Source organism: Pontibacter sp. GD13 (assembly GCF_058216355.1).
This window is the reverse complement of sequence record NZ_JBYZMQ010000008.1, coordinates 166,240-178,487: the sequence shown is the minus strand read 5'-3', so window position 1 is coordinate 178,487 and position 12,248 is coordinate 166,240. Positions and strand designations below refer to the sequence as shown.

Annotated in this window: 10 protein-coding genes; 4 read left to right on the top strand and 6 right to left on the bottom strand. The window is 49.2% G+C overall.

Translation table 11 applies throughout. The features are described 5' to 3' along the window. Positions 1 to 253 precede the first annotated feature (253 nt). Positions 254 to 427: a hypothetical protein gene (locus AC4BAN_RS12725; protein ID WP_490564784.1), complete on the top strand. Its 174-nt coding sequence runs from the start codon at positions 254 to 256 to the stop codon at positions 425 to 427. Between the two features lie 130 nt (positions 428 to 557). Here AC4BAN_RS12725 and AC4BAN_RS12720 read toward each other — a convergent pair whose 3' ends face one another. Beyond that, positions 558 to 1,547, bottom strand: coding sequence for an aspartate-semialdehyde dehydrogenase (locus tag AC4BAN_RS12720; protein ID WP_490564783.1), 990 nt, complete (start codon positions 1,545 to 1,547; stop codon positions 558 to 560). Positions 1,548 to 1,790: 243 nt separating this feature from the next. Here AC4BAN_RS12720 and AC4BAN_RS12715 point away from each other — a divergent pair, with 243 nt between their 5' ends. Next, on the top strand, positions 1,791 to 4,376 hold the full coding sequence (locus AC4BAN_RS12715; RefSeq protein ID WP_490564782.1) for a lamin tail domain-containing protein: 2,586 nt from the start codon (positions 1,791 to 1,793) through the stop codon (positions 4,374 to 4,376). Between the two features lie 76 nt (positions 4,377 to 4,452). Here AC4BAN_RS12715 and AC4BAN_RS12710 read toward each other — a convergent pair whose 3' ends face one another. Genes AC4BAN_RS12710 through AC4BAN_RS12700 form a run of 3 tightly spaced genes read right to left on the bottom strand, consistent with a single transcriptional unit; the run spans position 4,453 to position 8,992 of the window. Then, a complete protein-coding gene (locus tag AC4BAN_RS12710) occupies positions 4,453 to 5,883 on the bottom strand; it encodes a TolC family protein (protein WP_490564781.1) in 1,431 nt (476 codons plus the stop codon). A 1-nt stretch (position 5,884) separates the two neighbouring features. Then, on the bottom strand, positions 5,885 to 7,252 hold the full coding sequence (locus AC4BAN_RS12705; protein WP_490564780.1) for an HlyD family secretion protein: 1,368 nt from the start codon (positions 7,250 to 7,252) through the stop codon (positions 5,885 to 5,887). Then, complete coding sequence (locus AC4BAN_RS12700) at positions 7,253 to 8,992, bottom strand: peptidase domain-containing ABC transporter (protein ID WP_490564779.1); 1,740 nt, start codon at positions 8,990 to 8,992, stop codon at positions 7,253 to 7,255. A gap of 299 nt (positions 8,993 to 9,291) precedes the next feature. Between AC4BAN_RS12700 and AC4BAN_RS12695 the strand changes: the two genes are divergently transcribed. Together AC4BAN_RS12695 and AC4BAN_RS12690 are read left to right on the top strand one after the other, a co-directional pair. Continuing rightward, on the top strand, positions 9,292 to 10,533 hold the full coding sequence (locus tag AC4BAN_RS12695) for a DEAD/DEAH box helicase (protein ID WP_490564778.1): 1,242 nt from the start codon (positions 9,292 to 9,294) through the stop codon (positions 10,531 to 10,533). Between the two features lie 211 nt (positions 10,534 to 10,744). After that, positions 10,745 to 11,002, top strand: coding sequence for a hypothetical protein (locus tag AC4BAN_RS12690; RefSeq protein WP_490564777.1), 258 nt, complete (start codon positions 10,745 to 10,747; stop codon positions 11,000 to 11,002). A 271-nt stretch (positions 11,003 to 11,273) separates the two neighbouring features. On the opposite strand, the gene AC4BAN_RS12685 is transcribed toward AC4BAN_RS12690, so the two are convergent. Beyond that, complete coding sequence (locus AC4BAN_RS12685) at positions 11,274 to 11,660, bottom strand: thiol-disulfide oxidoreductase DCC family protein (RefSeq protein ID WP_490564776.1); 387 nt, start codon at positions 11,658 to 11,660, stop codon at positions 11,274 to 11,276. Positions 11,661 to 11,899: 239 nt separating this feature from the next. Further along, positions 11,900 to 12,244: a c-type cytochrome gene (locus tag AC4BAN_RS12680; RefSeq protein ID WP_490564775.1), complete on the bottom strand. Its 345-nt coding sequence runs from the start codon at positions 12,242 to 12,244 to the stop codon at positions 11,900 to 11,902. Positions 12,245 to 12,248 lie beyond the last annotated feature (4 nt).

The window sequence follows — 12,248 nt, the reverse complement described above, 5'->3', positions numbered from 1 at the left end:
GCCTTTGGTTCTTTTTCTGATCGTTGCTGAGCTTTAGTGGCCTTTGATGCCGCCCAGACCTAAAAAAGCCTGAAAGACACGCCACTTTTAAAGCTCGTAAATTCACAATCACGGTCAACTAGCGGATATGCGTAAACATACGGTTATTGCCACTATGTGCGGTACTTATTGTTAAAGTAAACCTTTAATGATTTACTGCGCCTTGTTATCCGTTGGGGAACCAAACGAGGGCTATTACAAGATAAGTAAAACTATGGAATTAGCATTAAAACCAACAAATTCTTTCAATATAACACCTGCGTTTAAAAAAACAGCATCAAAAGTGTTAGGAGAGGTGAGAAGCAGTTTTAAAAAGAAGGTTATAGCCTATTGGAATGATAAAAGGCAAATAAACGCATGTATCCGGATATATGCGGATAAACATTAAATCAAGGCATAATTAAAGAAGGGGGCGCATGCGCCCCCTTCTTTAACTTCCGTACTTCATAGTAAAGAAGAGTAATTTAAAAATGTCTTGTCGTGCTACTTAATACGTGTGTCGTGATACGCTATCAAACTTACACCAACTCGTGCTTTACCAAATGCTCTGCAATCTGAACGGCATTGGTGGCAGCGCCTTTGCGCAGGTTATCGGCCACAATCCATAAGTTTAAGGTGCGGGGCTGGGTGTGGTCCAGGCGAACGCGGCCTACCAGCACCTCATCTTTGCCATGGGCATCTTTTGGCATGGGGTACTGTAGGTTTTTAACATCATCCACCACTTTAACACCTTCCGTCTCACCCAGAATGCGGTAAACATCTTCGAGGGTGAAATCCTTCTCAAACTCTACATTTACCGACTCGGAGTGTCCACCCATTACCGGAATTCGCACGGCCGTTGCAGTAACGCGGATAGAGTCATCGCCCATGATCTTCTGGGTTTCCAGGATCATCTTCATTTCCTCTTTGGTGTAACCGTTGTCCTGAAATACATCGATGTGCGGCAGTACGTTCAGGTCGATGGGGTAAGGGTAGGCCATGTCGCCCTCCCTGCCGGCGCGCTCGTTCATCAACTGGTCTACTGCTGCCTTGCCAGTGCCCGTAACCGACTGGTAAGTGCTTACCACAATGCGCTTCATCTGTAGTTCTTCGTGCAGCTTGTTCAGGGCAACCACCATTTGGATGGTAGAGCAGTTTGGGTTGGCGATGATCTTGTCTTCTTTGGTCAGTTCTTTGGCATTTATCTCGGGCACCACCAGTTTTTTGGTTGGGTCCATGCGCCAGGCCGAAGAGTTGTCGACTACGGTAATGCCTGCTTCGGCAAATTTTGGGGCCCACTCCGTGGAAGTGCTGCCGCCAGCCGAGAAAATGGCTATTTGCGGGGCGGCCACAATCGCGTCCTGCATCCCGATCACCTTTATCTGTTTACCCTTAAACGCCATCTGTTTTCCAACAGATCGCTCAGAAGCTACCAACAACAATTCCGTTACCGGGAAGTCGCGCTCCGCCAGTACTTTCAATATCTCGCCGCCCACTAATCCGGTGGCACCTACTACTGCTACTTTCATTTAAGGTATATATAAATTGCTATTCGTTAACAGGCACTTGCAGGATAAATAATCCCCAGGGCTATACTTTATGAGCATTTGGCAAGACTCCTGTTTTTAACGTTTCAACTAACGCCAGCGCCACCCGTAAAAGTTCTAAAATTCAGAAAGGCGGCTGCAGATGCCAGCCACTTGTCTGCCAGGTATCCGCCCGGGCCTTTTAAAGGGTACAAAATTACAAAAGTTTTCAGCACAATTTAGCCTATGAAGCAAACTTTACTCGCTATGCTACTGCTACTTCCGTTGCTGGTGCAGGCACAGCTGCAAGAGCACTTCTCCGACGGTAACTTTACCCAAAACCCCACCTGGGCAGGCGATGAGAAAAGTTTCATAGTAAATGCGCAAAACCAATTGCAAAGCAATGGCCCCGCGGTTACCGGCACGGTCATCCAACTGACTACTCCATCGCAAGCCGTTGCAGGCACCACCTGGGAGTTTTGGGCCAACTTAAAACTAGCAACTTCTGCCAGCAACTACGCCGAAATCTACTTGATGTCAGACAACGCAGACCTGGCTGGCAGCGCCACCAACGGTTATTTTGTGCGAATTGGCGGAACTCCTGATGAGGTGAGCTTATTCAGGAAGGATGGTGGTAAAACATCTGTTTTGCTGATCAATGGCCAGGATAAAACGATCAGCGGTACCAATAACGTGGTGCGGGTGCGGGTATCCCGAAGCATAAACTATGAATGGGTGCTGCAGATTGATGTAAGCGGCACGGGCCAGAACTTTACGGACCAGGGCACCACCACCGATGCCACCTACAAACGCTCCGACTTTTTCGGGGTGCTGCTGAAGTATACCGCAAGTAACAGTCAGAAATTTTATTTTGATGACTTTGTGATCACCGATGCCCAGCCGCCTTTGCTACTGGAGTTGCAAACCATAAACCCGCAGGAGCTTACGCTGCAGTTCAACGAACCGCTGCAGCCGGAGCAAGCGCGAAACACAGGCAACTATACTTTAAACGGGAGTATAAAACCCGTGCGGGCAGAACTAGTGCAACCGGATAAAGTACGGCTGGTTTTCAGCCAGAACTTCAGGAGCGGCAGTAACGTGCTGCGTTTAGCCAGTCTGCAGGACTTGTACGGGAATAGCCTGGAAAACCCTGTGGAGCGGGAGTTTAGTTTTGTGCCGCCTGCCGTGTTGCCGGGGTTCCAGGAGCTGCTCATAACTGAGATTATGGCCGATGAGTTGCCTGTGGTGGGTTTGCCGGCGCAGGAATACCTGGAGTTGTTTAACGCAACGCCAGATAAGGTGCTTACTTTGCAAGGAATCCGCTACTCCGACGCTACCTCCACCACAACACTACCAAATGTACAACTGCTGCCCGGCGAGTATGCCGTGGTGGTGCCCAATAGTCAGGTCCAGAATTTTGCCCAGTATGGCAAGGTGATCGGTATCAGCAATTTCCCGAGCCTGAACAACAGCGGCGAACTGCTACAGCTTCGGCAACCCGGCGGCAAACTTATTTATGCCGTGCAGTACACTGACAGCTGGTACAAAAACAGCACGAAGAAAGAGGGAGGCTGGAGCCTCGAAATGATTGACGTGACCAACCCCTGCGCTGGTGTAGATAACTGGACAGCCTCTGTAGATCCTCGTGGCGGAACGCCTGCCCAGGTAAACTCCGTGGCTGCTGCTAACCCTGACAACACGCCGCCACTTCTATCAGAGGTAACAGCCCTTGCACCCGATAAACTGCTGTTGCGGTTTAATGAGCAACTGGATAGTTTGCAGGCTGCCTCAGTGGTAAATTACAGTCTGAGCCCTGCTATAGGGATAGCCAGCGTGCAAGTGCAGGGGCCGCTCTTCACAAATGTACTTCTTACCTTAGCCACCCCTCTCCCGGAAAGCAAACTGTACACGCTTACTGCCACCGGAATACGCGATTGCGCGGGCAACCTAAGCTCGGGGCCACTGGCTTATACTTTTGCCTTGCCCTCCGCGCCGGCACCCGGCGATGTGGTGATCAACGAGGTACTGTTTAACCCCAGAACAGGAGGTTCCGATTTTGTGGAGCTGGTGAACCGCAGCAGTAAATACCTGAACCTACAAGGCTGGCAGCTGGCCAATACCAGTGGCGATACCATCAGCAACAAGAAAACGATCCTTTCAAGCGCTTATGTGCTGGCGCCGGGGCAGTATGTAGTTCTCACTTCCAGCCCCGATAATATTAAAATGAACTACCCTGCCGCCCGGGGAGAGGCCTTTATTAAAATGAGCAGCCTGCCCAGCTACCCCGATGCGGCCGGAACGGTGGTTGTGCTGCAGCCCAATGGGGAGGTAGCGGACAGGTTCAGCTATACCGAGCAAATGCACTTTGAGTTGATCGATGACAGGAACGGCCTGTCGCTGGAGCGGATCAGGCTGGAGGGGCCAAGTATAGCCAGTAACTTCCACTCGGCAGCCACCACAGTATTTGCCACGCCAGGGTATAAGAACTCGCAGACACAGGAGGGCGTAGCGGCCAAGCGGGTGTTTACAATAGCGCCCCTTGTCTTCTCCCCCAACGGCGACGGCTTCGAGGATTTCACCACCATCAACTACCGCACCGATAAAACAGGCCTGGTTGCAAACATTACCATTTTCGATGCACAGGGGCGGGAGGTGCGCAAACTGGTGCGGAACGAGCTGCTGGCCGCCGATGGTTTTTTTCAGTGGGATGGCCTGCGCGAGGATGGGAGCAAGGCAAAGCTGGGGTATTACTTGCTCTACATAGAGTTGTTTGGGCTTAACGGCGAGATGAGTGCCTTCAAAGAAAAAGTGGTGGTAGGAGAGCAGCTGTAGTTGTCTGGCTCCGGTTTAACCTGAGCAGCACTTATTTACTACATCGTTCTAACTGCTCTGCCGGGCTTTTAGCTGCTTATGGAATGCTTCCTGCAGCCCAGTAGAGAAAGGTTTTCGCTTTGGCATACTTCGCCCTCAGGTTGTTTAGCTTTGCCTGCGCCTCCATCAGTTTCATTTCACGGGAGTTTACCAGAAATAAGGAGCTTTCACCATTCTGAAACCGGATAACCTCGCCATTACGCAGTATAGTGGCATTCTCCACCATCTGTTGCTGTAGCCTTATCTGTTCTTCCAGGGCAAGCCAATCATTATAAGCGGCTAATAAATTATTTTCTACTTCTCTGGTTGTTTGAATCAACTCAAGGTTATTGGCCTGCTGTTTTGCCTTGGTGAGTTGTAACTTGCCGCGCTCCTGCCGCAGGAAAAGCGGAAGGCTAAAGCTTAAACCAAGTTTATAGTTCTCTCCCATAAACTGCCTGTCCAGGGCCTCCTGGTTTAAATAAAAATCACCCTGCAGCAGGTTATACTCCGCATTGATCTTCGGCTTAAGTTTATCGGCAGCAAAACGCTGTTCAATCTCCAGCTGCTCTCCTTTCAGGCTAAGCTTGCGCAGGTCCGGGTGGTTGGTTTTCGCGGTTTCCAATAATTTCCGGAGCGAATCTGGGGGCAGCGTTACCACTTCACTGCCTGTGAGGGCGGGAATGGTGTTTTCCTGTAGCTCCAAAGGTACCTCATCCTCGGCCCAAAGATGCGTAGCTACCTGTAAGCGTGCATTCTTATAGCTTAATAGCGCTTCCTGTAGCAGCGCCCGCCGGCTTTGCACCTCTGTTAGTGCTTCCACTGTGTCGATGGCTGCCAGGTCACCTTCCTGCACACGGATACGAACGGATTCTAACCTGAAACCGGCCAGTTCTACAGCCTCCTGGTAAAGCTGCACCTGTCGGTAATACAGCAGCCAGTCCCAATAGTCTTTTGTTGCCTGTAACAGGAGCTTGTTGATGAGCTTAACTTTTTCAGCCCCTGCAATCTGCTGCATGAGGCGTGCCTGCTTTATAGCGGCCCGACGCTCGTCGATAAATAGCCCTTGCCCGAGCGGGACAGCTATGCCTACGGAACTTAATCCATCAGAAGGAGTACTGTTCTCAGGGTTCAGGAAAGCTCCCTGGTTCTTCTCAAAGCCGGCTTTCAGCTCTGGGCCGAACCACAGTGGTACACGCAAAAAATTGCTCCAGATGTTATAGTACTCTTTGCCTCCGAACTCCTTGCGGTATACTTTGCTGGAGATAACCGGATCTAAGGCTCCCCTTGCCATGCGGAGTTCCTGGCGAGCCTGCTCTGTGAGTAACACTGCCTGCGATGCCACCGGGTGGTGGTGCAGAATTATACTTTGGAACTCCTCCAGGGCCAGCACCTGCTGTGCGGAGTCACGTTCCTGTGCGTTAGAAGCAAAAAAGCAAAGTATAAACAGGGGCAGAAAAGTGTGCTTAATTTGTTTTGCTATGCCCATGCTACTGATTAGTCGTTTTTAGCTGTTTTGTGGTATCAGGCGCTACTGAAGACTTATCTGCCATGTAATCAGGGGGGAAGTTATTGAGTTGCCGCCACAGTTCATACCAGATCGGGACGGTGTTCAGCATGGCCCACCCATAGACCCCGGAACCCACGCGCAAAGCCTCAGGCCAGGGTTCTTTACCCGGGTCGGGTACTACCAGCATCCGGTACTTGCCGCTAGTGCCCGAATTGTCGATTACGGCAACTACTCCTCCAAAGGTGCCGAAACTTGCACCTGGCCAGCCAGAAAAAACCAGGGCAGGCCAGCCTTCAAACTGTAAGCGTATGTCATCACCCCTTTTAATAAGCGGCAGGTCCAGGGCGTTGATGTAAAGCTCAGCGGCCAGATCCGGGTTCTGGGGCATGATGGTGGCAAGGGCCTCTCCCTCTTTAATTGTTTCGCCAATGCCTGCTTTCAGGGTCTTTATCAGATAGCCGTCCTGCGGGGCTACAATCTGGTAATACTGATTTCGGACCTGTGTGCTGCTGTACTCGCTTTGCAGCTTCGCTACATCGGCCTGCGAGCCATAAATATAAGAGCGGGTGGCGCTCAGTTCTGCTTCTGCTTTGGCAATTTTATCCGCATATTCAGCCTGTAGCGAGTTTAACTCTGTTCGGGCATTTTGGAGTTCTGCCTTGGTTGCTTCATACTTGTTAAGCAGGGAGAGTAACTTTGCCTGCGCCTCCTGTAATTTTAACTTCCGTTGCTCCAGCTCTGTCAGCGATTTCAGTCCTTGCTTATAAAGGTTCTCCTGGCGTTCAAACTGCGATTCTGCAATGGTTAGCTCTGTACGTTGCGCCACTACGTCCATGCTGTCGCTTTGCTGTTTCAGGCGCATTTGCTCTACTTTGTTGCTGGCCTTCTGCAGGCTGAAAGTAAGGCCCTCGCGCAAGGCGCTTATCTGTAACTGCATGGCTTTTGCTTTAGACTCATTAGCTCCTACGGCTCCCTGCTTAGCCGCTACCTGCTCACTTAGCCGTGCAAGCAGGTTAGGGTCCATGTACTTTTCCTTAATTTCCGAAAGGCTGGCAATGGTATCGCCTTTCTTTACAAAAGCGCCTTCCATCACATGCCACTGCTCAATTCTGCCAGCAATGGTTGCCTCAATTGTCTGGGGCCTGTCCTGCGGGGTAAGTGCTGTTAGCATCCCTACAGAGCGGATGTTCTGCGTCCAGGGGAGGAAAAGGCACAGAAGCAAGCCCAGGAAAATGCCGCCGATCCAGTAAGCCAGCGTACGACCCAGCCGGGGCGTCTGTACCAGGGATAACATGGCCAACTGCGCCTCTTCTGTATTGTCAAACTTTCCAAATTCAGTCCCCATCATCTAAGCCGTTACATCCGTTAAATCCTGTAGCAGGTGGAGTGCCTTTATTTCCTCGAAGCCGCCGTAAGCCATCATCTTCCCGTCCTGCAGCAGTAAGGTACGGTTGCAGAACTGCATTACCTCTTTGTCATTTGATACAATGATCATGGTACAGTCTATCTCCTGGCTGGTGAGTAAATGGAGGAAATCGAGCTTATCTTTTTTGGCCATCCCTGCCCAGTAGTTGTCTATAATGAGCAACTTGGGGCGTTGCACCAGGCTTCGGGCCATCACTATTTTGCGGGCAACGCTACCTGGCAGGCGCATGCTTCCGCCGGTGAGGTAAGCATGTAAGCCATCTGGCAGCGTGTGCACAAACTGTGTGAGGCCGGTCAGTTCAATTGCCCAAAGGATGTCTTTTAGTGGAAGGTTGCGGCCAAGGGTGATGTTCTCCAACAGGGTGCCATCAAACACCTGTTCCGTTGAAATGTTATCGCCGATAAGGCTGCGCAAGTTGCCTTTATGCAGGTCGTGCATCGAAATGCCATTGTAGGACAGGCTCCCTTCGTATGACGGAAGTAGGCCGAGCAGTAAGTTAATCAGGGTACTTTTACCGGAACTGTTAAAACCAGCCAGACAAATGCGTTCGGAGGGCAGCACTGTGAAGCTGATTCCTTCCAGTGCTACTTTTTTAGTATCCGCAAACCTATAGTTTAAATTGGTTGCCTTTATGCTTAAACCACCTCTCAAGGGTAAATCCTCCAGCTTTATTCCTTTGTTCTCTTCAAGGGGAAGATCCGTCACCTGGCCTATTTTTTCAAGGCTTGTCATCACGTCATAAACCGTATCGAGCTTGATGATGATTTTTTCCACAGCTGTCATGATCAGGATAATGATGATCTCGGAAGCCACGAACTGGCCAATGTTGATCTCTTGCTGCACGACCAGAATACACCCTAGCACGAGCAAGCCTCCGGTTATAAAAGTTTTGAAACCCACAAAGCTGTAATACTGGGTCAGGAGTACTTTGAAATGCTTCCGGCGTACTTCCAGGTAATTTTTAACATAGCTGTTGGTGCGCTCCATGGGCAGGTTTGTGTGGCCAACCAATTTAAAAGTACTCATGGAGCGGGCCATTTCCTCTAGCCAGGCCACCAGTTTATACTTATATTTTGATTCTTGCAAGCTTGTTTCAATCCCCTTTCCGCTGGTCAGCCAGATGATGGATGCCAGTACCAGGATTAGGATAAGGCCAAAAAATATAAAGTAGGGGTGATAAAAGGAAAGCAGGAGTAAACCAAATGCTATTTGGATAACGGCTGTGGAGAAGTCAACCAATATTTTGGCTATGCCCTTTTGTAAGGTTACCACATCAAAGAAGCGGTTCATAAGTTCGGGAGGGTAATACTTGCGCAGTGCCTCTGGCTGCAAGCGCGGAACTCTATAGGCAAACTCCGCTGCTGTTCTGGCAAACAGGCGCTGCTGTATAAACTCTACCAACCACAGCTGCATTACCTGTAACCCTCCAACAACCAGCAGGGCCAGCACAATCAGGCTGATAAGCACAACCACCGACACCGTTACCTGTCCGCTCGACACAAAACCAATAATGCTCTGTATACCCAGTGGCAGCATCAGGCTGATGAGTCCAGCGGCGATGGCATACACGTACATGTACAGAATCTCCCGGCGCTCAACCGAAAGCAGCTGCAGGAAGCGCTGTATCGGGGTTAACTTTTTAGTTACAGTCTCATTATCCATTTTTATTCTCTGGTAGAAATCTTTAAAGTGCTTAAGACCATTTTCCTAGTTACTCTCGCCTCCCTTAATACTCCCGCGCTTTTTAAAATGCCGTGGCAGCTATGATAGTACTAATGAAGTTTGGGGCCGGTGCGTGTTTTACAAAGTTAGACAAGCTTTTGTTTATAATAGTAATACTATCAAAAATGTTTATAAAACTTTTATTTTTTTATTAGCAAGCGATCAATTAAATAAAGCCTGTACCTTTGCACTTTGGTTCTGCCGTAAAACAGGTAGTAACCAGGTATAACTGCATTGCCATGAGATTTGAAGATTACCGCATCTCCGACGAGATAAAGAACAGCCTGAGCAAACTAGGCTTTAAAAAGCCCACAGATATTCAATTCAAAGCCATTCCGCCTATTATGAAGGGGGAGGACGTGCTGGCCATTGCCCAGACAGGCACCGGCAAAACTGCCGCTTTTGCTATACCTATACTAGACAAGCTGCAGTTTGCCAAAAACCGCAAGCGAAACGATGGTATTAAATGCGTGGTGATGGTGCCCACCCGCGAGTTGGCTTTGCAAATAACCGAGGTGTTTAACGAAATTGGCCGCGGAACGCGCGTGAAAACCTTTTGCGTGTACGGCGGGGTAGAGCAGGGGCCGCAGATAGCAAAGCTAGAGGCAGGCATCGATATATTGGTGGCGACTCCGGGGCGCATGTTCGACCTGGTGAGCCAGGGATACATCCTGCTGAACAGGGTGGAGATGCTCGTGCTGGACGAGGCAGACCACATGCTGGACCTGGGCTTTATCCACGACATCCGGCAACTGATCACGAAGCTGCCTTACAAACGGCAGACCTTGTTTTTCTCGGCTACCATTAACGAAAAGATCAAAGAGCTGGCTTATTCCCTGGTGCACAAGCCGGTTCGTATCCAAATATCGCCAAAAGACCCCGTAGCCAAAAACGTAGACCACTCCGTGATGTACGTGGGCATGGACGACAAGCGCTTTTTTCTGGAGCGTGTGGTAAAGGAGAACCCTGACAAGAAGATACTGGCCTTTGTGCGCACCAAAGTACGTGCCGAACGGGTGGTGGCTGCCATGGAGCGGGCGGGTATTAAAGCAATTAGCATACACGGTGGCAAAGAGCAGAAAGACCGGCTTGATGTGATGCGTCAGTTTAAGAAAGGCGAAGTGATGCTGCTGATCGCCACGGATGTAAGCGCACGCGGCATTGATATTCCGAGCGTGGAATATGTCGTGAACTATGACCTGCCGGAGCAACCCGAAAACTATGTGCACCGGGTGGGCCGCACAGGGCGGGGAACAGATAAAGGCATTGCGGTTAGCTTCTGCGCCCCGGAAGAAAAAGCTGTGCTAAACGAGATTCAAACCTACCTGACGAAGGATATTAAAGTGCTGGAAGTGGATAAGGATGATTATGAAGCCACCATCGACTTTAGTGCCGAAGCCAAGTACGACTGGAAAGCATTGATCAAGGAAGCGGAAGAGCAGGAACGCACGTTTAAAAAGAAAACCAAGAAAAAGCGCTAGGAGTTACCGAACGTTTTATATGCAAGCGCCTGTACAGAATTTACCTGTGCAGGCTTTTTTTATGTACAAAACTTCACTTTGTAAGCTTCTGAAAACAAAGATATTATTGTTTTTTTGAATGACATATTGAAGTATAAATCGTATAATAATACTATAATAAATACATTAACCGTGTTGGAACCAACCCAGCACCCATTAAAGAAAGGAGTTTATGATGAGACGGAACAGAAGAGGGTACCTTTCTGACATATTCTATAACACCGGGGATATGAGCGAAAGAACCGTAGACCAGAGCTTTGGCGTATCCAGAGGGTTTACGGATGACAATACCCAGGAGATGCTTGAAGAAGAGCGGTTACAAAGAAAGCATAGATTGGAGAAAGAGCACAGAATGCAGCAGGATACCGAATATCCAAGCTGCGACATTAACGACAGGCCAGTAGATTACAGGCCGGGTATGCCTATGTAAAAATAGCTTCTTTAAAACGTATGATTTGTTTGAAACTACTTAAAACCATAGCCTTTTCTAACGTATAGAGGCAAGTGCCTACTCCTGGCAGAAAGATGCCAGAAACAGTAGCAGATAACAGAATCACAGAGGCCCGCACCGCTATGTGCGGGCCTCTGTGTTATAGCGCCTCAGGTATAATAGCATTATTCTGAAGCATCTGGCTCGTGCCGGAAGATCATTTTAGTAAGGCGATAGAACGCGTTCCGGTTAGCAGCCACCATACGATAACCTATCTCGAAGAGCTTATCTGCCAGCGGTATTTTTTTGTACATAATAATCCAGGTGGTATCCCCGCTATGGCCAGCAACTCTAAAACAGCTTCGGCGCCACGCAGCTTTCGATACGGTTTAATCAGGTACACTGATTTCTGGAACTGCTCTTTGCTGATGCCGTAGTCCGATTCCTGCACCTGCTGGAAGGGTTTGTACGTAACCTCATCACCTGTTATGGCGCTCCACCTGTTTACCCAGTACTTACAAAAGCTGCATTCCCCGTCATAAACCAGCACTGGTTTATGACGGGGCGGTACACCTGGCAGTTCTGGGTTATGTTTAAGATCCTGGGCCACATCGACTAATTCTATAATTGCCGCCTGCTTATTTAAAAAAATCAGCATCTAAGCAGAGCTTTAAAGTCCATCAATTCTGCAAACAAAGTATGGCTTATGATTTTTTTTCCTTGTTATGCAGCCAGTTCTTAGTTAGAGAGTATGGGTATACGCGTAAAGTATACTAAACTAATTATACTTTAATAAATTATACTTTTTGGTTTTCAGAAAGTTAAGAATCAGCAACTATAGTTCGCCTAAAGCTAATAGTACAGGGTAAATGCAGCTTATTTAGTGAAAGAAATACCTTATTTGGCAGCCCTTAACTCTTTTAAGTAAGCCACCAGGTCGTCCAGCTTTTCCGGAGATAGTACTTCCTGGCTAAAGGCCGGCATCATGCCAAGCCCGTGCCGCACCTGGTAGCGGATAAACAGCCCGGGCAGGGGTTTATTGTTTAACGAAGGGCCTAAGCCTGCCGTGCCGGCAGGGTGGCACTTTTGGCAGTAGGTCATAAAAACAACTTCTCCGTTGGCCACCGCAGGCTTGTCGATAGCGAGCGGTGCGTATAAAGGGGCACCACGGCGCGCAGTGCCGCAGCAACACAACACCAGCATCAAAAGGAGAAATAAGCAGTAGGAGGTTACGTGTTTCATGTGG

Coding starts and splice junctions, on each gene's coding strand:
- AC4BAN_RS12725 (WP_490564784.1), top strand. CDS start 254: ATGGAATTAGCATTAAAACCAACAAATTCTTTCAATATAACACCTGCG.
- AC4BAN_RS12720 (WP_490564783.1), bottom strand. CDS start 1,547: ATGAAAGTAGCAGTAGTAGGTGCCACCGGATTAGTGGGCGGCGAGATA.
- AC4BAN_RS12715 (WP_490564782.1), top strand. CDS start 1,791: ATGAAGCAAACTTTACTCGCTATGCTACTGCTACTTCCGTTGCTGGTG.
- AC4BAN_RS12710 (WP_490564781.1), bottom strand. CDS start 5,883: ATGGGCATAGCAAAACAAATTAAGCACACTTTTCTGCCCCTGTTTATA.
- AC4BAN_RS12705 (WP_490564780.1), bottom strand. CDS start 7,252: ATGATGGGGACTGAATTTGGAAAGTTTGACAATACAGAAGAGGCGCAG.
- AC4BAN_RS12700 (WP_490564779.1), bottom strand. CDS start 8,992: ATGGATAATGAGACTGTAACTAAAAAGTTAACCCCGATACAGCGCTTC.
- AC4BAN_RS12695 (WP_490564778.1), top strand. CDS start 9,292: ATGAGATTTGAAGATTACCGCATCTCCGACGAGATAAAGAACAGCCTG.
- AC4BAN_RS12690 (WP_490564777.1), top strand. CDS start 10,745: ATGATGAGACGGAACAGAAGAGGGTACCTTTCTGACATATTCTATAAC.
- AC4BAN_RS12685 (WP_490564776.1), bottom strand. CDS start 11,660: ATGCTGATTTTTTTAAATAAGCAGGCGGCAATTATAGAATTAGTCGAT.
- AC4BAN_RS12680 (WP_490564775.1), bottom strand. CDS start 12,244: ATGAAACACGTAACCTCCTACTGCTTATTTCTCCTTTTGATGCTGGTG.